Below are 19,783 nucleotides of genomic sequence, written 5' to 3' on the forward strand. Positions count from 1 at the left end.
GTGTTCACAGTCTCGAGTCCTTCCGGTCGGCGAACCGGCACACCGCGGCGGCGATGTGCTCGACCTCTGCGTCAGTCAGGTGGGGATAGACGGGGAGCGCGAGGATGGTCTCGCTGGCGGCCGTCGCGTTCGGCCACATCGTGCCCGGTGGGGCATATCCCGCGAATGCGGGTTGTGCCGGCAGCGGAGCCGGGTAGTACACGTGCGTGCCGATGCCGAGCGCGGCGAGGTGCGCCGCCAGCTCGTCCCGGCGGTCGGCCCGCAGGCAGTAGACGTAGTAGCAGCGTCCGTCACGGCCGGCCGGCGGTGGCGTGATGCCGCGGTCGGCCAGGGGCGTGAACTGCCGGGTGTAGTACTCGGCGATGTCGGCGCGGCGCGCGAGCCGGGCGGCGAGGCCGGGCAGCCGCCGCAGCTGGAAGGCGGCCTGCACCTCGTCGAACCGGCTGTTGTACCCGATGCGGTGGTGGACGAACCGTCGCTGCCCGTCCTGGCCGTGGTTGCGCAGCATCCGGACGGTCCGGGCCAGGTCCGGGTTCCTGGTGACCACCACTCCGCCCTCCCCCGGCATCCCGAACGACTTCACCTGGACGAAGGAGAAAACCCCGGCGTCACCCCAGGTTCCCGCGGGCCTGCCGCGCAGCGTGGCACCTTGGGCGACCGCGGAGTCTTCGACGAGGCGCAGTCCGTGGCGGGCCGCGATGTCCTCGAACGCGGGCATGTCGGCCATGACCGAGAACTGGTGGGCGGGCATGATCGCCTTGGTGCGCGGGGTGATCGCCGCCTCGGCGAGCTCGGGATCGAGCGTCATGGTGTCGGGCCCCACGTCGGCGAACACGGGGGTGGCGCCCGCGGTGACCACGGTCGCGGCGATCGGCGCACAGCCGAAGGCCGGGACCACGACTTCGTCGCCGGGGCCGACGTCCAGTGCGGCGAGCACGAGCGACAGGGCGGACGTGCCGCTTCCGCAGGCCACCACGTCGGCACCGGCGACCGTGTCGCGCAGCGCCTGCTCGAAGCGTGCCGTGTGGTCGCCGAGGATGAACCGCTGGGCGGGGGCGGTGCCGAGGTCGTGGACGATCCCGATCAGCGTGTCGCGGTCGGCCTCGAACAGGTCCGGCGGGAAGAACGGCAGCGTCGCGGTCATGACGCACTTCCCGTGTAGTGGCGCCGGATCTCCGCACACACGCGCTCGACCTCGGCGAGCGTGAGATCCGGGTGGAGCGGCAGCGCGATCGTGCCGCGGCAGGCTTCCTCAGCGTGCGGGAAGTCACCCGGCCGGTGGCCGAGATCGGCGAAGCACGGCTGCAGGTGCAGCGGAACCGGGTAGTAGACCTCCGTGCCGATCCCCGCGGCGGCCAAGGCGCTCGCGAGGCCGTCTCGGTCGTCGACCTCGGCCACGTAGACGTAGCAGACGTCGCGATCGTCCCCGCCGCCGGTGACCGGACCCGGCACCCGGCGCACGCCGGGGGTACCGGCCAGGCGCTCGGTGTAGGCGGCGGCGAGCTCCGCTCGCCGGGCGATGTCCTGCTCCAAAGCAGACAGTTTCGCCAGGAGCACGGCGGCCTGGATGTCATCCAGCTTGCTGTTCACCCCGGCCAGTTCGCTGCCGGTCCTGATGGCGGGAAAATCGCCGAGCGTGGCACCCGGGCGGCCGTGGTGCCGCAGGGCGGCGACCTTCGCGGCGATCCCGGCGTCATCGGTGAGCACCGCACCCGCGTCGCCGAGGGCGCCGAGTGTCTTGCTGGGGAAGAACGACAGCACGCCGCCCACACCGTGCAGCCCGGCGTGCCTGCCCCGCCGGCGCATGCCGATCGCCTCCGCGCTGTCCTCCAGCAGGGTGAACCCGTGCCGGGCCGCGAGCGCGGTGAACGCGGCGACGTCGGCCATCCGGTCGAAGAGGTGCACCGGCATGACCGCGCGCGTGCGAGGTGTGATCGCCCGCGCCGCCGCTTCGGGGCACATCTGGTAGGTGACCGGATCGATATCGGTGAACTGGGGCCGTCCGCCCGCGTGGACGACCGAGGTCGCGGTCGCCACGAACGTGAACGCCGGGACGAGCACCCCCGCGCCGTCGCCCAGCCCGCACGCGCGCAGCAACAGGATCAGCGCGTCGGTGCCGCTGTTGACGCCGACGACGTGGGCCGCGCCGGTGTACTCGGCCAATCGGTGCTCCAGCCGGGCCACTTGGGCACCATGGGAGAACTTCCCGCTGTCGGCGACCTCGTGCAGCCGTGCCTCGATTTCCGGCCACAGCCGCCGGAAACCGGCTGCCTGGCTGAAGAAGGGCACGGGTGCGGACCCGGCAGGAGGGTGATTTCCCTTGTGGGGAAGGGAGGTTACGGACATGGCTCCTCGTCGGTCGCGGATGAACGCCTCTCGAACGTAGCCCGCGCCCGGCGAGCGCGGCGAGGACTTCGGCCCGGAATCATCCGGACGAGGCGCGGCCATGACTCGATGGACCAAGCCGGCGACACAGCGCGAAGACGCCCGAGCGGTCCGGAGAAGCGAACTGTCGCAACGGATCGGACGTGGCGCTAGTGTCGGTTGTGTTCTCGTTGCCGCACACGGCGAACCCCACGTCACGACGAAAGGACGGCGATGCCGCACACCGTGGTCGTAGGGCTCGGGCGGTCGGGCGCCGGCCTGCACTTACCGGTGTTGCGGCGCCTGCGCGCGAAATTCCCGGAATTACTCGGATCTCAGCCGATCGTGGGGTTCGACCTCGGTGCCGGAATGGCTCTGCGTAACGGCGGCGTGGACATCACCGCGGATTCGCTCGACCGGCTCACGGCGTTCGTCCCGCCCGGCGACACCGTCGTGCACGTGTGCACGCCGCCCGCCACCCGGGTCGCCGTGCTCATATCCCTTGCTGCGCAAGGGTTCCGGCGGCTGGTGGTCGAGAAACCGGTCGCCGGCGACCTCGACGCGCTCGCGGCGATCGAGCGGCTCCGCACCGAGCACGGCCTCGACGTGGTCGTCGTGACGCACTGGCTCGCCTCCGCCCTCACCCGGCGGCTCGCGCGGCTGGCGCGGTCAGGCGAGCACGGTCCGCTCGCGTCGATCTCCGTGCGCCAGGACAAGCCGAGGTTCGCCCGGACGGGCGAACCGGCGCACGCCGACGCGTTCGACGTGGAGGTTCCGCACGCGCTGGCGGTCGCGCTCACCGTCGCCGGACCGGCCGAGCTGGTCGGTGCCGGGTGGACCGATCCGCACGCCGGACCGCTGGCCGGCGCCTGGCTGTCGGTGCAGCACCGCGGTGGCCCGCGCACGACCATCCACTCCGACCTCACCTCGCCGGTGCGCCGCCGCGAGATCACCCTGCGCCTGCGGGACACGACGGTGGTGGGCCACTACCCGGTTTCCGCCGACGACCACCACGCCCAGCTGCGGATCGGCGCCGGCCCGCGCGAGGTGTTCGAAGACGAAGCACTCGGCGCCTTCCTGGTCGCGGCCTACCGGTACTTCACCGGCGCGGCGGCCGCGCCGCCCGGTGAGTTCGCCGTGCACGCGGCCGTGGTGCGGTTGCTGGCCGCGGCCCGCGACGCCGCCCGTTCGCCGGGGATCGAGGCCGCCCGTGCGCGCTGAGACCTGGCCGGCCGGCGGACTGACCGGAATCGGTGACGAGGCGGCACCGGACCTCGACGGCCAGCTCGCCGCCGTGCGGGCCCTCGGCTGGAACGCAGTGGAACTGCGCACGGTCGACGGGCACGCCGTCGCGGCCCTCGACGGAGCGGGGCGCGACCGGCTGGTCCGGGCGGTACACGCGGCCGAGCTCACCGTCGTCTGCCTCGACTCCCGGATCGGCGGCTGGGCCGGTTCCGTGCTCGACCCGCTCGACCGGGACACCGCCGAACTCTCGGCGCTGGCCGGGCTGTGCGCCGATCTGGGCACTTCCTTCGTACGCATCATGTCGTACCCGAACGCCGGGCTGCCGGCGCACGGCTGGCGGCGGGCGGTCATCGACCGGATCCGCGTCCTCACCGACCTGGCGGCCGGGTATGGGATCACCCTTCTGCACGAGAACTGCGCAGGCTGGGCCGCGACCAGCGCCCAGCGCGGCCTCGAACTGCTCGACGCAGTCGGCAGCCCGGCGCTGCGGCTGCTGTTCGACGTCGGCAACGGGGTCGCCCACGGCTACGACGCGCCGTCACTGCTGGCCGAGCTGCTCCCGTTCGTGGCGCACGTCCACGTCAAGGACGCCGTGGACGGTCCGGCCGGCCCGGTTTACACGCTGCCGGGCGACGGCCGGGCCGGGGTGGCCGAATGCCTGCGGCTCCTCCGCTCGGGCGGGTACGCCGGCGCACTGTCCCTCGAGCCGCACCTGGCCACGCGCCCCCACGAGGACCGGTGGGCCGGTTCCACGGACGCGTCCTCGTTCGCTGCCGCCGGACGCCGGCTGACCGAGCTGGTCGAGGCGACGCCGTGCTGAGCCCCGCCGACCAGGACCTGCTCCTCGACCTGCTGCGCATCCCCACGGTCAACCCGCTCGAGGCGACGGACGAGGACACCGACCTACCGGCCGCGCAGCGGGTGTTCGCCGCCTCGGCCACCGCGGCCGGGTTCACCACCGTCCACCACACCGCGCCGGATCCGGCCGTCCTCGACCGGGACGACGTGCCCCTGACCGTGCGAGAACGCGCCGGAGAGCCCGGTTTCCTCGCGGCGCAGCCGAGCCTGGTGCTGCGCCACGGACCGGCCCACGCGCCGGCCGTGATGTTCAACGTGCACCTCGACACCGTCGCCGGGATCGAGCCCGCCGCCTTCGACGGCGTCCGGTTCACCGGCCGCGGGGCCATCGACGCCAAGGGCCCGGCGGTGGCGATGCTCGCCGGGGTGCGGGCCGCGCTGCCCGTGCTCGGCGACCGGGTCGCGGTGCTGGTGCAGGCCGTCGCCGGAGAAGAGGGCGGCGCCATGGGTGTCTACGGCACCCGGCCGCTCGTCGAGGCGGGACACGTCGGGCGGCTCAACGTGTTCTGCGAACCCACCGGCCTGCGCTATCTGACCAGGTCCACCGCGGCGATGACGGCCTGCGTGGCCGTCGACGGCACCGGCAGCATCGACGACGAACCCGGCGCCGGACACAACGCGACCGTGCTGCTCGGCTTCCTGGCCCAGCACTTCGCCACCGCGCTGGACGGCGCGGAACCGGGCGGGCGGGTGTGCGTCGCCGGACTGCACACCGGCACCGCCCACAACCGGGTGTACGGCACCGGCCGCCTGCTGCTCAACCTCTCCTATCCGACGGCCGCCGCGGGCCGGCGCCTGGAGGAACGGGCCGCCTGCGCGCTGCAGGCCGGGCTCACCGAGTTCCGTGAGCGCTTCCACGCGACCCGGGAACTGCACCGGACCGCGGAGGACGCCGCGAAGATCGTGTCGCTGCGGTGGCACAAGCGTGGCCTGCCCGCCTTGGACTGCCGCGACCGGTGGGCCACCGGGCTGCTCGACGCGGCGGGCGTCGCGGCCTGGCCGCCGTCCGAACCCGCCTTCACCTGCGACGCCATCTGGCTGCACGGCGTGCCCGGTACGGCCACCGTCGTCCTCGGGCCCGGTGAGCTCGCAGGCAACAACGCCCACGCCGCGGGCGAGTTCGCCGAACTGGCTCAGCTCGACGCCTTCGCCGCCACCGTCACCCGCGTGCTCACCGAGTTCGCGGCGCGCCACGAGGAGGACCATGTCCCTGACATTCCCTGACACGGGCATCCGCGTGCCGTACGCGGATCTGCTGTCGTTCACCACCCGCGTGTTCCACGACCGCGGCGTGCCCGCCGCGCGAGCGGAGACCGCTGCGGCGGCCCTGCTGTACGGCGACCTGCACGGGCTCGGGTCCCACGGCCTCGCCAACCTGCGCCGGCTCTACCTTCCCCTGTTCGACATCGGCCGGTGCGATCCGGCGGCCGAACCGGAAGTGGTTCGCGACACCGGCGCGGCCGCGGTGGTCGACGCCGGCACCGCACTCGGCCTGTGGGCGGCGACCGAAGCCGTGGAGCACGCGGCGGACAAGGCGCGTGACCACGGCGTCGGGCTCGTGTCGGTTCGCGGCGGCACGCACTTCGGCTGCGCCGGGCACCACGCGGCCGTCGCCGCCGCCCGCGGCATGATCGGGGTGGTCGCGAGCAACTGCGGTGGCCAGCGGATCGCGCGGCCCCCCGGAGGAGCGGTGGCGATGCTGGGCACCAATCCGCTGAGCGTCGCGGCCCCGGCCCGTCCCGGCCGGCCGTTCGTCCTGGACATGAGCACGACCGTCGTGCCGACCGGCCGTGTCCGGGCGGCCGCGCGAGCCGGGGAGGCGATCCCGGCCGGCTGGCTCGCCGACGAACGGGGCCGCCCGGTCACCGACCCGGCGGCGTTCGACCGCCGCGACGCCCACCTGCGGTGGCTGGGCGGTGACCCGGAGACCGGCGCCTACAAGGGTTTCGGACTCGCTCTGGCGGTGGAACTGCTCGCCGCGGCGCTGTCCGGCGCCGCTCTGGGACCGGTCCCTGCGGCGCTGGACGGCGACGGTGGACCCCACGGCGTCGACGACGACATCGGCTATCTGGTGCTCGTGGTCGCCCCGGAGACGCTGCGACCCGGTGGCGGGTTCGCCGGAACCGTCCACACGCTGTTCGGCACGCTGCTCGACTGCCCGCCCGCGGCGGACGCGGACGCGGTGCGCTACCCCGGGTGGCTGGAGGCCGAGCGGGCCGCCCGGCACCGGGAAGTGGGCGTGCCCCTCGCCCGGGACGTCCACGAAGACCTCATCGCGCTGGGACTACCGCGATGATCCGGGTCGGGCTCGTCGGTCTCGGCGTGATCGGGGCGTTCTACCGGGCGGCGATCACCGCCCGGCCTGACATGCATCTCGCCGCGGTGTGCGACCTGCGGCCGGAACTGCTCGACGATCCTGTCGCCTGCTACACCGACCACCGCCGGATGTTCGCCGAAGCCGGTCTGGACGCCGTCGTCGTCACCGTGCCGAACGACGCACACGCCGCCGTGTGCCGGGACGCGCTCGCCGCCGGTCTCGCGGTGTGCGTCGAGAAACCACTGGCGACCACGCTGAGCGACGCGGTCGACCTCGACCGGCTGGCACGTGCGGCCGGACGGCCGCTGTTCACCGCGTTCCACCGGCGGTACAACGACAATCTGCTTGCACTGCGAGCCGAATTCGATTCTCCGGTGCGGCACGTGATCGTGCGCTACCTCGAACGGATCGAGGACCACGTCGGGGTGGACGCGTGGTACCTCGACCCGGTGCGGTGCGGCGGTGGTTGCGTGGCCGACAACGGGCCGAACGCGTTCGACCTCGTCCGGCAGTTCCTCGGCGACGTCACGGTCACCGACGTCGAGATCGCGCGGGAGCGCGGGGTGGACCGGCAGGCCGTGATCGCCCTGCGCGCGGACTCCGGCGCGACCGCGCGGGTGGAGCTGGACTGGTCGTTCCCCGGCGAGGTGAAGGACGTGCGGGTGGCGTCGGCGGACGGCACCTTCCGCCACGCCGACCTGCTCACCGGCCACCCGGGGTTCAAGCAGTCGCTGAAGCACGAATACCGGGGTGTGGTCGCCGAGTTCGCCCGGCTACTGAGGACCGGCGTGGGCGTCGCGGGCGATGGCCTCGCGGCGCTCGAACTCGTGGAATCCTGCTACCGAGCGGAAAGCCGGGTGAGTCCGACGTGACCGACGAGAACGGCGCCAAGCGCACCGTACACGGTGCACTGGTGAAGGTGTTGCTGCATCGGCGCGAAGAGCGCGGCATGGCCCTCGAACCGCACGCGAGCCGGTGCGTGCGCGAAGGAGAGGTCCACGAACTCGTGACCACCGACCACACCGAAACCGCACCGGGTGCGAGGATCGACCGGGTGGGCTTTCTGGGGTTCGCCGAGTTGCACAACGCGGGCGTGATCGACCGCGGCGACGAAGTGTGGATCGGCGGCCGGCTCGTCGGCACCGTGCACGGGTTCGACGCCTGCCACTTCCCGAACCACTACAACATCCTCATCGCCGCCCCGGCGCCGGTCTCGGGTGGTGATCTCGCGCTGGCCCCGGAACTACCGGTCGTCTTCCGGCCGGGCAGCTGAGCGTTCCGGGCGCGCGAAGGTGCGGGGACGGCCCGAGACCGGGTCGCCCCCGCACTCCCCCGTTGGTCAGCCCAGCAAGGGGACGTCGAGCTTGCCGTAGTGGAAGTTCCGCACCGCGGCCAGCAGTTCGTCGACGGTCAGCTCACCGCTGTTGTCGGTGTCGATCTGGCGGAAGGCCTCCTGCGCGGCGGCCTGGTCCACCCCGACACCATGGAGGTACGCGACGAACTCCTCCCGGTTGATCATGCCGTCGTCGTTGCGGTCGCAGAGGCCGACGATCGCCTGCATGACCGGCCGCAGGACCCGGTTGAAGCTCGCTTCGCCTTCGGAGAACATGAGCTTCTCGTTGATCCGGATGAACTGGTCCTCGGTGACCGACCCGTTCGGCGGGACGCCCGCCTCCCGGGCGTGGAAGTCGAACAGGTTGCGGAAGGCGTCCCGGAGGGCGATGGCCTCCTTGGACTGGGGCTGGGCGCCGAACTCGCCTGCGACGCGCGCTGCCTCACGTTCGAAGTCGGAACGTTCCAGCGTGCCGTTGCCGTCGATGTCCCACTTGGCGAACCGCTGGCGGAGCCGGTCGGCGGTGATTGCGGTGGTCATACTCGAGAATTTCCTTCCTGGAATTGACACGACTACCCGGACCGGCGTGGACCGGGAAGAATCACAGATACCGGACGCGGCTGCCGGAAACCCGTCCCCGGGTGTCCAGCAGCAGCCGCGACGCGTTCGCGAGCTGGACGGGGTCGTAGGCCCGGTGGTCCTGCAGCAGGATCGTCAGGTCGGCGGCGGCCGCGGCACCGCGCAGGTCGGTTTCCCGACGCAGCGGCACGCCGTCCACGTCGAAGCCGGCTGTGTGCGGATCGTGGTAGGCGACGTCCGCCCCGCGGGCTAGCAACTGCGCCGCGACCGGCTGGGCGGGCGACTCGCGCACGTCCGGCACGTCCGCCTTGTAGGTCACCCCCAGGAGCAACACCGAGGCGCCGCGCAGATCGCCGAGCAGCGTTCCGGCCCGGTCCACCACGTGTGCGGGCAGATCCTCGTTGATTCGTGCGGCCGCCTCCACCAGGGTGAACGTGAAGCCGTCCTGGGCCGCACGGGTGGTCAGGTACACCGGGTCGACGGGAATGCAGTGCCCGCCCGCGCCCGGGCCGGGCGTGAACGACGCGAACCCGAACGGCTTGGTCCCCGCGCAGTGCACCACGTCCCACACGTCGATGCCGGTCGCGGCGCAGTACCGGGCGAACTCGTTGACCAGCGCGATGTTCACGAACCGGTAGGCGTTCTCGAGCAGCTTGGCGAGCTCGGCCTCTCGCGTCCCCCTGGCGACGACCACTGCGTCGACGAACCGGCCGTAGAACGTGGCGCAGTACTTGGCGCACAGAGGCGTGTGACCGCCGATCACCTTCGGGGTGTCCACGAGCCCGAACCGGGTGTTGCCCGGATCGATCCGTTCCGGCGCGAACGCGAGGTAGAAGTCCTCGCCGGCCCGCAGCCCGCTGCGCCGTTCGAGGATCGGCAGCACGACCTCCTCCGTCGTGCCGGGAAAACTGGTCGACTCGAGCACGACGAGCGTGCCCGGCTGCAACCGGTCGCCGAGGGTGGCGCACGCCGCGCGCAGCGGTCCGAGATCCGGCGCGCGATCGGAGGTCAGGCCGGTCGGCACGCAGATCACGACGGTGTCCGCGGCGCCGAGCTGCGCCGGGTCGGCGCTGGCGGTGAACCCGGAGTCCAGCATGGCGGCCACGTCGGCGTCGGACACTCCCGCCACGGGTGACCGGCCCGCCGCCAGCGTGGCGACGACGGTGCCGTCGATGTCGAATCCCCTGGTGCGCACCCCCGATCGGCAGGCCGCCTCGGCAAGCGGCAGGCCGGCGTAGCCCAGCCCGATCACCGCCAGGTCCGTGCCGGGCCTCACTCGCCGACCGAGAACGAGCCCGTACCCGGGGTGACGTGCGTGCCGTATCCCGGCTGCACCGAGATACTCGGCGTCGCGCAGAAGGGGTCGACGTAGGTGTTGACGACTTCGTCGGTCTCGTTGACGAGCACATGCGCGGCGGCCGGCAGCCGCTGGCACCCCGCCGGGTCTTCCCACTTGTCGAGCGCCTGGGTTTCCGTGGAGAACACGACGACCCGGCCGGCATCCGCAGGATCGGCCGACGCGCTCGGCCCCACGCAGAACACGAGCGCGAAGAACACGATTACCGCGCCCGATGTCAGCACTTTCTTCACCATTACCTCCCCGAATCTTGCAGCTTTCCAGTCGAATTTAGCAATACTGGTACGACACGTCAGGAGGTTCGACAGCAATCGCCCGGAAAGGGTGGAAGTCGCAGCGGAAGGGGCCGGAAACGAACACTCTGCGTCGTTTCGGAGGTCGTGCCACTCGCACATCGCGTACTTAGCGCGAACTATCGCGCGCAGACTGTAGTCACTTTCAAGCGCCGCGGTACGCTTGATCACGCTGGCCAGCAGGCCGGCGACGTGAGGCTTGCGCGGCGAACTCCACTGCAGTCGAGGTGGCAGTCGTGACGGTCCGTGCCGGCACAGTAGGCCGTCCGGATCATCCCGCGGAGGACAGGATGCTCCGGTCCGACCCGCCACCACCCGCACAACAAACCTGGATATCGCTGCGTCGACACCCGTAGGTGTATCGATCACCAATTTGTGTAAACTGCCCAGAGATGCTGCCGCCGCCAGCAGCGCATTCATGTCCGGTGGGAAATACCCTCTTATCGGGGACACCCAGCGCGATCGTCGCTCCGATTCCACCGCGACAGCCCACCGGGCACGATGCCAGCAGTTCGGGTGGAGGCATTGAGACCGCGACCTCGACGGCGACGCTTCCCCGCGACTGGAGTACTTCGCGTACACGGTGGCCGTCGGCCGAGCCCATCAGGAGGTGCGCGCGGTGGTCGTCGCCTCCGCCGCTCCGGGCTGCTCTGCGTGCCATCGGCGCGCTGGACAAGCGGGCACGGGCCGCCGAGTACCTCGGCCAGGAGTACCGCACCGCCGGAGAACGGGTGTTGGACAAGGCGTACGGGGTGTACGAAAAGGTGACGAAGGGCGGCGGATGCCAGCACCCGGCGGCGTGGTCGGCGGCCTGAAGCTCGGCATCGCCGTGGTGGGCGACACGATCACGCTCGTGTGCCCGCCGAAGCTGACGAAGGTGGTCGGCGACGCGGGTGTCAAGGTGCTGGAGCGCGCCCTCGATCACGCGGCGAGAGCCTCGCCATCGTCCTCACGAAGAGCGCTCTCCGCGCGATGGCCGGGCGGCTGCCGCAGAGCTGAGCGCCGGACTTCGCCCAGTACATCTATGCCGTTCACCAGGACAGCACCGTGGCGGGCGACAAGTACGACCTGCCACGCGATCACGGCAACGCCGGTGAGCGCGGTCCACCGAGACCGCGCCGGCGGGCAGCCTCGCCCCGAGGGTGGAACCTCGGCTCAACGCAGTACGGCCGCCAGGACGTCGGCCCCCAGCGCCGTCAGATCAGGCAGGTTGATGGTATAGCGAACGTAGCGCCCCTGCCGGCGAGCGGTGAGCAGGCCGGCCCGGCGCAGAACAGCCAGGTGGCGGGAAACCTCCGGGGGCGACGGGTCCCAGGCGTGGGCCAGCTCGCCGGTGGTGTGCGGGCCGCGGGCCAAGGTGCGGAGCAGCCGCAGCCGCACCGGATGAGCGAGCGCCTCCAGCCGAAGCGTGACCGTCTCCAGCGAAACCTGCGCCCGCGGACCCGCCTCGGCGACGGGGTACTGAACCACCGGCCGCCACCCGGCCGCGTGGATCACCACCAGGTGCGGGCGGCCGAAGACGCTGGGAACGAACGGGACCGCGGCACCGCCGGCGGCGGTCGCGTTGTCCTGCAGCTTGTCCACGACGATGCAGTCGCCCTCCGGCGCCAGCGTCACGGCGCCGGAGACCGACGCGAGCGCTGCTGCGAGGTTCTGGCGCTTCAGCAGGTCGTTCTTCAGCCGCAGGTCCGCAGCGAGTTGCCCGGCGACGCCTGCCCAGGCGGCGTCGAAGAAGGCCTCGGCGCACTGCTCGAGGGTGTCACGTACCCGCGCCCGCACGGCGGCCGGATCCGCGAGCAACTGTTCCGCGAAGGCCTCCTGGAGCGCCCCGCGGGCTTGCGCGAGATCCAGGGCCCGATCCCGCGCCTTCGTGTCGGCCAGCGGTGACGGTGCGCCGAAGCGGACCCGGTTGCTGCCGCACGTGGTGACGAGTGCCGCGGCCACATAGGTTTCGTCGTCGATCCGGTCCACATCGTCCAGTTCCTCGGCCAGCGTCGGCCGTGGACGGGCGGGCACCAGGAAGTCGGCCCGTGAGGAACGCCAGAGGAACTCCGCCTCCCGCAGGCGCTCGGCCAGTTCGGGCTGCAGACCGGCCCGGACATCCGCGGCCCAGCCGGCGAACTGCGGGTGGTGCCCGGGTTCGGCCAGCACGTGCAACATCGCGGTCAGCTCGGCCAGCGGTGACGCGGTGAACCGCACCCGCTCGGCCGGCAGGCCGCTGATGTCGATCCGCACGGTCATCCGCTCATTGTCACCGGTCCGTCCGCCGGTGACCGCGTCGGTTGACGATGTTCGTCAACCGGCGTGGCGAGCCCGGCGCCCGAACGCACGGTTGACGTCATGGCACTCCCCACCAAGATCGGCCCGCACGCCCTGGTCCGGGCCTCGGGCGGCCCCCGCTACGCCGTTGCGCTGGCCGTCGACGCGCTCGGTACCGGCATGCTCCGGCCTTTCCTGCTGCTCTACGGGGTGACCGTGCTGCGGCTCTCCGCACCGGTCACCGGCATCGCCATGACCGCCGGGGTCGTGGCGGCCCTGGCGTGCACGCCCGCTGTCGGCCACTGGCTCGACCGGGGCGCCCGCAGCACGGTCGTGGCGGCGTCGATGCTGGTGCGGGTGCTGGGCGTCGGCCTGCTGTTGATCACCCCGGCCGGGAACACCGGGGTGTTCGCGGCGGCGGCGCTGTTCCTCGGCATCGGCCATCAAGCCTGGCCGGCGGCCCACGCGGCCGTGGTGGCCACGGTGGCCCGCGGCCGGGAACGCGACGCCGCGCTCGCCGGCGGCCGGGCTCTGCGCAACGCCGCCCTGGGGGTCGGTGCGCTCGTCGCCACCGCGTGCCTGGCGGGTGGCACCACCGCGTTGCGGGTGCTGGCGGGTGTCACCGGGCTCGCCTATGCGGCCGCGGCGGCCTTGGCGTGGTCGGTCCGCCTCCGCGCGCATCCGGCGGCTTCCGTGGCCGGAGACGGCGGCCGGGGGCCGGCGCCTCGGATGCGCGCGCTGCTGGCCGCCAACGTGATCTACGTCTTCTGCCTCAACCTCTTCGAAGTCGCGATCCCGCTGGTGCTGGTGACCCGGCTGCACGCGTCCCCGGTGTGGTCGGCAGCCATCTTCGTGGTGAACACGGCGTTGGTGGTCACCCTGCAGGTGCCGGTCACCGTCCTGCTGTCGCCCTTTTCCCGTCGGATCGTGCTGGCGCTCGGCGGCGTGGTGCTCGCCGCGTCCTACCTCGGTTTCCTCATGGCCACCTCCCTGGGACCCGGCTGGGGTCCTCCCGCCGTCGCCGCCGTGTCGGTGGTCTGCACGCTCGGCGAAGTCATCTACGCCGGCAGCGCCACCGCGCTCGTCACCGCGCTCGCTCCACAACCCGTGCTGGGTCGGGCCCTCGCCCGTTTCCAGGTATCCACGGGCTTCGGCCTCGCCGTCTCCCCGGCGGTCATCACCGCGCTCGCCTCCCGCGGCTCGTCCGTCCTCTGGGACGGCCTCGCCGCCGCGACGCTCCTCTCCGCCGCCGCGGTGGCCGCCGAGACGGATCAAGGGGCGCCGCCCGGCGTGGCTGCGCCGTCAGCGGTTACGCGGACCGGTCGCGCCGTCAGGTGATCGATGCCGCGGGCGTCGGCGCGAAGGCCTCACGCGCGTAGTCCTCCAGCGAGCGCGGAGCACGGCCCGTGAGCCGTTGTACATCGGCGGTGACGCCGTCGAAGACATCGGCGCGCACGAAGGCGAACAGCTCCATCATGTGCTCGCTCCACGCGTCCGGGCGACCGGACCGGGCGAAGTGCGCCCGGTGCGTCTCGGGGTCGGCGTCGACGTGGCGGATGGTTCGCCCCGACGCGGCGGACAGTGTGTCGGCCACCTCCGCGAACGTCAGCGATCGAGGTCCGGTGAGGTCGTAGCCGCGGCGGTGGTGGCCGTCGGTGGTCAGCACCGCGACGGCAGCGTCCGCGACGTCGCGGGTGTCGACGAAAGCCGCACGATGGCTGCCGCTTCCCGCGTACAGCTCGTCGTCGTCGCGGATCGCCCTGGCGTACACCGCGTCGTCCTCGTCGAAGTTCTGCATCAGCCAGTTGGGACGCAGGATCGTCCAGTTCCGGCCGGACTCCCGCACCGCCTGTTCGACCCGGGCGCGAGGAGCGGTCGCCGGTGCCTTGTCGACCCCGAAGGCGGACATCAGGACCACGTGCTCCGCATGCGGGGCAGTGGCGATGAGCCGCGTGATCATCGAGGCCGCGTCCTCGAGTACGTCGAGTCCCTTCAGGAAAAGGGCGTCCGCGCCGGCGACCGAACCGGCCCAGGTGGACTCGTCGGCCCAGTCGAACGGCACCGGGGTGACGTTCGCGGCAGGCGCTCCCGGATGCCGGCTCGCCGCCCGCACCGCAACACCCGCCGCGGCGAGCGCGGCTGTCACACGCTTGCCCGCCTTACCGGTGGCCCCTTCGACCCATACCGTCTTCATCATCGTCTCCAGTTCAAGATCAGTGGATGAGGACACCACGCTATGGCGATTTGGAGAGACCGAAAATCTTCGAAACACGCCTTTCTTTGTCTCATCGTCTTACCGCTGCAGATGAGTAAACTGTCCGGCGTGGACGTGCTGGCGGACATCCTGACGGCGATGCGGGTGGGGCGGCCGGTCGCCGCCCTCACCGAAGTGCACGCGCCGTGGGGTCTGCGCTTCGACCAGGTCCTGGGCGCCGCCTTCCACGTCGTCCTGCAGGGCAGCTGCCAGCTGGTTCCGTTGCCCGGGACGGCCTTCGCGGAGGTTCAGCTGGGGCCCGGGGACGTGGTGCTGCTCGGCGGCGGTACTCCGCACGCGATCGTCTCCGCCCCGGACGCGCCCCGCACCCCGTTCGCCCCGGTCCGGGACAGGCCGGGCGGTTCGTTCGGGCGGTTCACGCTGCCCGGATCCGGAGCTCGGTCGACGATCGTGTGCGGCGCGTACAAGCTGATGCGCCACCGCCCGCACCCACTGTTGCGGGACCTGCCGGAAGTCCTCCACCTGCCGGCCGCGCCCGGGCGGAATCCGAACCTGCGGGCGATGGTGGACCTGCTCGGCGCCGAGCTGCACGAGGCGCCACCCGGGGCCGCCGCCGTGGCACCGGCCCTTGTGGACGCGCTGCTGGTCTACCTGATCCGCGCCTGGATGTCCGGCTCCGAGAACAGCACGACGAGCTGGTCGGCCGCGTTGAGCGACCCCGAGATCTCCCCCGTGCTGGCGGCCATGCACGCCGATCCCCGCCGAGCCTGGACGGTGCAGCAGCTCGCCGCCGTCGCCGGGCTTTCGCGGGCGGCGTTCGCCCGCCGGTTCACCTCCGTCGTGGGCGAACCTCCGCTGACGTACTTCACGCGCTGGCGGATGACCATCGCGGCCCAGCTGCTGCGCACCACCGACCACACGCTGGCCCGCGTCGCGGACGCCGTCGGCTACGGCTCTCCGTTCGCCTTCGCCAAGGCCTTCACGCGCGAATACGCCACCACGCCCGGCAGCTACCGGGCCGAGCCCGGCGGGTGAGCTTCCCCGACGGATGCCGCGTCACCGCAGCCGCCCGGGATCCTCGGGGAAGCCCGCCGCGGCGACCAGTTCCGGGTCGGTGAAGGCCGCGATGGAGACCAAGTGCGTGGTGTCGGTGGTCAGCACGGCCAGCCCGAACGGCCGGAACGGCGCGTCCGGCCGCTCGCGGTGGTAGGCAACGGCGGACGGCTGCTCGTTCGCGACCGTCGGAAACATCCGGTAGCGCCCGGGTGCGGTGAGCACGTACTCGGCCAGAAACGGCACGCACTGGCGCTTTCCGGACAACGACACCCCCGAGGGGATCACCTCGAGGGTCGCGTCGTCGCGCAGCAACCGGGTCAGGGCCGCGATGTCGGCGGCCTCGAACGCGGCGACATAGGAGTTCAGGATGTCGCGCGCCGCGGGGGAATCCGGCTCGGTGACCTGCTCCGCCGACGGCGCCAGCTCGTCGAGCCGGGATCGCGCACGCTGGAGAGCGCTCTTGACCGCCGGCACGCTCGTGCCGAGCACCTGGGCGATTTCGGCGGCCGGCATGGCCAGCACTTCGCGCAGCAGGAACGCCGCCCGCTGGCGCGGCGGCAGGTGCTGCGCACTGGCGACGAGGGCGAGCCGCAGCATCCCGCGCTGCTCGGCCACGTGCGCCGGGTCGCCGAGCCACGGGGTGAGCCACAGGGTCTCGGCCGCGGGCAAGGGGACGTCCGGGTCCTCGCCCGGGGTACCGAGCCCGGCCGGCAGGACCCGGCGCCCCCGCCCGTGCAGCGCCGTGAGGCACACATTGACCGCGATCCGGTACAACCACGTGCGGATCGCCGAGCGTGCCTCGAACGACGCACGGGCGCGCCACGCCCGCAGGTAGGTCTCCTGCACCAGGTCTTCGGCTTCGTGCGCCGAGCCCGTCATGCGGTAGCACAAGGCCAGCAGTTCCGGCCGGTGGCTCTCGAGGTCGTCCCACGACTGCGGCATGCCCGTCATCCTCGTCGCGGCCGGTAGTGCAGGGACACCAGACCCGGATCGGCGCCGGGCCCCGCGTCGAGCAGTTCCCACGTGCTCGCTGCGTCGCCGGGGTGGGAGAAGGTGTCGCCGTCGGGGACGATCACGGGCACGACGGTCACCACCAGCTCGTCGACCAGTCCGGCCGCGGTGAGCGTCCGCCCGAACCGGCCGTGCCCGTAGACGACCAGATCCCCGCCCGGCTCGCGCTTCAGCTGCGCGACGGTGCCGGCGATGTCGGTGCCGAGCACGGTGGTGTTGGTCCACCGCGGGTCCCGCAGCGTCCGGGAGAACACGTACTTCGGCATGGCGTTGAGGTGGGCGGCGTAGTCGCCGGGGGTGTCCGGCCACTGCCGGGAGAAGATGTCGTAGGTCCGCCGTCCCATCAGCATCGCCGAGCTTTGCCGCAGGGCCCCCAGCGACGCCGTCGCGCTGCCCGGGCCGAAGTAAGGCCCGGCCCAGGCCATCGGGTCGCTGATCACGCCGTTGAGCGACACCAGGGTGCTGAGCACCAGGCGCCGCGAAGAGGGCATCGTCATGGGAGGTTGGACCTTGCCGGGTCCGGCGAGGAATCGGTCCGGTCCCGATTCCTTCGGGGACCGCCGGTGGTCTGACCTGCCATGAAGCTCAGCTACTACCTGCCCACCGGCACGACCCACGAGTTCGCCGGCTACACCGACCCCGTCGCCGCGTTCGCCAAGCTCCTGGAGCTGGCCAAGGCCGCCGACGAGTCCGGGTTCGCCACCATCTGGGCGCCCGACCACTTCATCCCCTTCGGCCCGTCCGGGTCCTACGTGTTCGAGGCCTGGACGACGCTGGCCGCGCTGGCCCGTGAAGTCGGCACGGCCCGGCTCGGGCAGCTGGTCACCGGGAACGGCTACCGCAACCCCGCCCTGCTGGCCAAGATGGCCTCGAATCTCGACGTCGTCTCCGGCGGGCGGCTGACGTTCGGGATCGGCGCCGGCTGGTACGAAGAGGAGTACAAGGCATTCGGCTACGACTTCCCCGGCGCCGGTGAGCGCCTGCGGCGCCTGGAGGAGGCGTTGCAGATCATCCAGGCCCTGTGGACGGGAAACCCGGCCACCTTCGACGGCAGCTACTTCAGCACCGCCGGCGCGGTGAGCCTGCCGACCGGGGTCCAGCTGCCGCATCCGCCGGTGATGATCGCCGGCGGCGGGGAAAAGGTGACGCTGCGGCTGGTCGCGATGTACGGCGACCTGTGCAACGTGCAGGAGTCCCCCGACGAGGTACACCGCAAGTACCAGGTCCTCGCCCGGCACTGCGAGACCGTCGGCCGTGACTTCGCGCAGATCACCAAGACCTCGACGAGCTACTGCATCATCGCCGACACCGACGAAGAAGCCCGTGCCGCGGTACCGCCGTGGGCGCCGCTGGTGTTCCCCGGCGAGCTCGCCGACTACGGCCTGATCGGCACCATCGACACGATCCGCGAACGGCTGGCGGCCTACCGCGACGCGGGCGTGGACGAGCTGATCGTCGGGTTCCGGAACGCGCTGGATGCCGACACCCTGCGCACGTTCGCGAACGAGTTCATCATCACCTGACCCACGATTCGATGGCATCCCGCCAGGGCCCGGCGGCAGCTTCGCACGATCGTCGACATCAGCCTGCGAGCGCGGACCGTGCCTTCCCGGAGCAGACCGGTCTCCCCGCCGGCGGGCCCGGCCGCGGCCGAGCGGGATCGTCGGCCGGAGGATTGAATCCTTTCCCGGTGCCGGGCCCTCTTATGGGTGTTGGTCACGTCGAAAGGAACAAGTGCGATGGGATGGGTGAGCGAGCAGCTCGTCGAAGCCGCGCAAGGGGGTGACCGGGAGTCGATCACCGCACTCGTGCAGGGGGCTCATCCGCACGTGCGGCGCTTCGCCGACCACCTCTGCGCGTCGCCGCAGGACGCCGAGGACGCGGCGCAGGAGGCCTTGATCGTCCTCTACCGCAAAATCGGGTCACTGCGTGCTACGGCGGCACTGGCTTCCTGGATGTTCCGGATCGTCCGGCACGAATGCCTGCGGCGGGCCCGGCGCGTCCTGAACGGCGCCGACGGGGGCGACGGCGCCGACGGGGGCGCCCCCGCTCTCGCGGCGTCGGCCGAGGAGGAAGTCCTCCAGCGGCTGGAAGCCGAGCGCGTGGCCGAAGCCATCCGGGCGTTGCCGGACGTCCAGCGCCGCGTGCTCATCCTGCGTGACGTCCTGGGTCATCCGGGGCGGACGGTCGCCGACGGCCTCGGCCTGAGCACCGCGGCGATGAAGTCCCACCTCCACCGGGCCCGGACGGCGGTCCGGCTCCGGCTCCACCACTCCCCCGGCGCCTGACCCGCCGGCCACGAAAGGAAACCCCGTGCTCGAAGCCGGATCCCCCGCACCGCAGCTGACACTGGAAGACACCGAAGGAAGGACCGTCCGCCTCGCCGACCACCGCGGTGAGCACGCGGTGCTGCTCTACTTCATGCGGTCGACGTCCTGCCCGGTCTGCCACCGGCACGTCCGTGACCTGGTCGAGAACGCCGACGCGCTGGCGGCCGACAACGTCCGGGTCTTCATCGCCGTCCCGGAAGACCGCCCGACGGCGGCCGCTTGGCGGGCGAAGCACCGGATCCCGTTCCCGGTCCTCACCGGCCGTCGCGCCACACCCCACGAGCTGGTCGGCCTGAGCCGGAAGATCTTCGGCTCGATGCAGCAGTCCGGCAGCATCCTCGTCGACGCCGAGGGCGTCGTCCGCCACGCCCACGGCGCCACTGTGCCCACCAGCAGCTACGACAAGAAGGGAATCGCCGCCGCCATCGCCGGGTTGCGCGCTCCGGCGTGACCCCTCTCGGCGGCCACCGGGCGGCTCGCCGCCGGCCTTGGCCAGCTGCCGCCGCCCGGCAGGTCACGAAGGCGACCACGCCTGCCCCCACACCGAACGCCGACGTCGAACCGGG

20 protein-coding genes are annotated in these 19,783 nt (G+C 72.0%); 11 read left to right on the forward strand and 9 right to left on the reverse strand.

Annotation, left to right across the window (positions count from 1 at the left end; all coding sequences use genetic code 11):
- Positions 1 to 4 precede the first annotated feature (4 nt).
- Both ACLJOU_RS14220 and ACLJOU_RS14225 read right to left on the reverse strand, forming a co-directional pair.
- The gene (locus ACLJOU_RS14220; RefSeq protein WP_410567382.1) at positions 5 to 1,144 is read right to left on the reverse strand and encodes a DegT/DnrJ/EryC1/StrS family aminotransferase; all 1,140 of its coding nucleotides are present in this window, start codon (positions 1,142 to 1,144) and stop codon (positions 5 to 7) included.
- Entirely contained in the window at positions 1,141 to 2,289 is a 1,149-nt protein-coding gene (locus ACLJOU_RS14225; RefSeq protein WP_410567384.1) for a DegT/DnrJ/EryC1/StrS family aminotransferase, read from the reverse strand. The genes ACLJOU_RS14220 and ACLJOU_RS14225 overlap by 4 nt, the downstream gene beginning before the upstream one ends.
- 444 nt (positions 2,290 to 2,733) lie before the next feature.
- Here ACLJOU_RS14225 and ACLJOU_RS14230 point away from each other — a divergent pair, with 444 nt between their 5' ends.
- From ACLJOU_RS14230 to ACLJOU_RS14255, 6 genes are read left to right on the forward strand one after another with little or no spacing between them, the layout of a single operon-like run.
- Entirely contained in the window at positions 2,734 to 3,585 is an 852-nt protein-coding gene (locus ACLJOU_RS14230; RefSeq protein WP_410567386.1) for a hypothetical protein, read from the forward strand.
- Complete coding sequence (locus tag ACLJOU_RS14235; RefSeq protein ID WP_410567387.1) at positions 3,575 to 4,429, forward strand: sugar phosphate isomerase/epimerase family protein; 855 nt, start codon at positions 3,575 to 3,577, stop codon at positions 4,427 to 4,429. The genes ACLJOU_RS14230 and ACLJOU_RS14235 overlap by 11 nt, the downstream gene beginning before the upstream one ends.
- Complete coding sequence (locus ACLJOU_RS14240; protein WP_410567389.1) at positions 4,423 to 5,691, forward strand: M20/M25/M40 family metallo-hydrolase; 1,269 nt, start codon at positions 4,423 to 4,425, stop codon at positions 5,689 to 5,691. The genes ACLJOU_RS14235 and ACLJOU_RS14240 overlap by 7 nt, the downstream gene beginning before the upstream one ends.
- The gene (locus ACLJOU_RS14245; RefSeq protein WP_410567391.1) at positions 5,672 to 6,763 is read left to right on the forward strand and encodes an Ldh family oxidoreductase; all 1,092 of its coding nucleotides are present in this window, start codon (positions 5,672 to 5,674) and stop codon (positions 6,761 to 6,763) included. The genes ACLJOU_RS14240 and ACLJOU_RS14245 overlap by 20 nt, the downstream gene beginning before the upstream one ends.
- Positions 6,760 to 7,656: a Gfo/Idh/MocA family protein gene (locus tag ACLJOU_RS14250; protein WP_410567393.1), complete on the forward strand. Its 897-nt coding sequence runs from the start codon at positions 6,760 to 6,762 to the stop codon at positions 7,654 to 7,656. The genes ACLJOU_RS14245 and ACLJOU_RS14250 overlap by 4 nt, the downstream gene beginning before the upstream one ends.
- Positions 7,653 to 8,057 carry a DUF6917 domain-containing protein gene (locus ACLJOU_RS14255; protein WP_410567395.1) on the forward strand — a complete coding sequence of 135 codons (405 nt, stop codon included), beginning with the start codon at positions 7,653 to 7,655 and terminating at the stop codon, positions 8,055 to 8,057. The genes ACLJOU_RS14250 and ACLJOU_RS14255 overlap by 4 nt, the downstream gene beginning before the upstream one ends.
- Positions 8,058 to 8,123: 66 nt before the next feature.
- Here the strand turns inward: ACLJOU_RS14255 and ACLJOU_RS14260 are convergent, their stop codons facing one another.
- The 4 genes from ACLJOU_RS14260 to ACLJOU_RS14275 all read right to left on the reverse strand — a co-directional run bounded on the left by ACLJOU_RS14260 (position 8,124) and on the right by ACLJOU_RS14275 (position 12,587).
- Entirely contained in the window at positions 8,124 to 8,657 is a 534-nt protein-coding gene (locus ACLJOU_RS14260; protein WP_410567396.1) for an EF-hand domain-containing protein, read from the reverse strand.
- Positions 8,658 to 8,718: 61 nt separating this feature from the next.
- Positions 8,719 to 9,972, reverse strand: a complete 1,254-nt coding sequence (locus tag ACLJOU_RS14265; RefSeq protein WP_410567398.1) for a nucleotide sugar dehydrogenase — start codon at positions 9,970 to 9,972, stop codon at positions 8,719 to 8,721.
- Positions 9,969 to 10,286 carry a hypothetical protein gene (locus ACLJOU_RS14270; RefSeq protein ID WP_410567400.1) on the reverse strand — a complete coding sequence of 106 codons (318 nt, stop codon included), beginning with the start codon at positions 10,284 to 10,286 and terminating at the stop codon, positions 9,969 to 9,971. The genes ACLJOU_RS14265 and ACLJOU_RS14270 overlap by 4 nt, the downstream gene beginning before the upstream one ends.
- A 1,215-nt stretch (positions 10,287 to 11,501) precedes the next feature.
- Positions 11,502 to 12,587: a DUF5937 family protein gene (locus ACLJOU_RS14275; protein WP_410567402.1), complete on the reverse strand. Its 1,086-nt coding sequence runs from the start codon at positions 12,585 to 12,587 to the stop codon at positions 11,502 to 11,504.
- Positions 12,588 to 12,686: 99 nt separating this feature from the next.
- On the opposite strand from ACLJOU_RS14275, the gene ACLJOU_RS14280 reads away from it, so the two are divergent.
- On the forward strand, positions 12,687 to 13,943 hold the full coding sequence (locus ACLJOU_RS14280; protein ID WP_410567404.1) for an MFS transporter: 1,257 nt from the start codon (positions 12,687 to 12,689) through the stop codon (positions 13,941 to 13,943).
- On the opposite strand, the gene ACLJOU_RS14285 is transcribed toward ACLJOU_RS14280, so the two are convergent.
- Positions 13,936 to 14,799: an NAD(P)H-binding protein gene (locus ACLJOU_RS14285; RefSeq protein ID WP_410567405.1), complete on the reverse strand. Its 864-nt coding sequence runs from the start codon at positions 14,797 to 14,799 to the stop codon at positions 13,936 to 13,938. The genes ACLJOU_RS14280 and ACLJOU_RS14285 overlap by 8 nt on opposite strands.
- Before the next feature lie 111 nt (positions 14,800 to 14,910).
- Here ACLJOU_RS14285 and ACLJOU_RS14290 point away from each other — a divergent pair, with 111 nt between their 5' ends.
- Complete coding sequence (locus ACLJOU_RS14290) at positions 14,911 to 15,855, forward strand: AraC family transcriptional regulator (protein ID WP_410567407.1); 945 nt, start codon at positions 14,911 to 14,913, stop codon at positions 15,853 to 15,855.
- A gap of 21 nt (positions 15,856 to 15,876) precedes the next feature.
- On the opposite strand, the gene ACLJOU_RS14295 is transcribed toward ACLJOU_RS14290, so the two are convergent.
- The gene (locus ACLJOU_RS14295; protein WP_410567409.1) at positions 15,877 to 16,818 is read right to left on the reverse strand and encodes an RNA polymerase subunit sigma-70; all 942 of its coding nucleotides are present in this window, start codon (positions 16,816 to 16,818) and stop codon (positions 15,877 to 15,879) included.
- Between the two features lie 5 nt (positions 16,819 to 16,823).
- Positions 16,824 to 17,384, reverse strand: a complete 561-nt coding sequence (locus tag ACLJOU_RS14300) for a dihydrofolate reductase family protein (RefSeq protein WP_410567411.1) — start codon at positions 17,382 to 17,384, stop codon at positions 16,824 to 16,826.
- Positions 17,385 to 17,465: 81 nt separating this feature from the next.
- Here ACLJOU_RS14300 and ACLJOU_RS14305 point away from each other — a divergent pair, with 81 nt between their 5' ends.
- The 3 genes from ACLJOU_RS14305 (at position 17,466) to ACLJOU_RS14315 (ending at position 19,668) form a co-directional block, all read left to right on the forward strand.
- Entirely contained in the window at positions 17,466 to 18,410 is a 945-nt protein-coding gene (locus tag ACLJOU_RS14305; RefSeq protein ID WP_410567413.1) for an LLM class F420-dependent oxidoreductase, read from the forward strand.
- A gap of 216 nt (positions 18,411 to 18,626) precedes the next feature.
- A complete protein-coding gene (locus tag ACLJOU_RS14310; RefSeq protein ID WP_410567415.1) occupies positions 18,627 to 19,175 on the forward strand; it encodes an RNA polymerase sigma factor in 549 nt (182 codons plus the stop codon).
- Positions 19,176 to 19,200: 25 nt separating this feature from the next.
- A complete protein-coding gene (locus ACLJOU_RS14315) occupies positions 19,201 to 19,668 on the forward strand; it encodes a peroxiredoxin family protein (protein WP_410567416.1) in 468 nt (155 codons plus the stop codon).
- Positions 19,669 to 19,783: the final 115 nt, after the last annotated feature.

It is taken from the genome of Amycolatopsis sp. cmx-4-61 (assembly GCF_046548775.1).
Taxonomy (GTDB): domain Bacteria; phylum Actinomycetota; class Actinomycetes; order Mycobacteriales; family Pseudonocardiaceae; genus Amycolatopsis.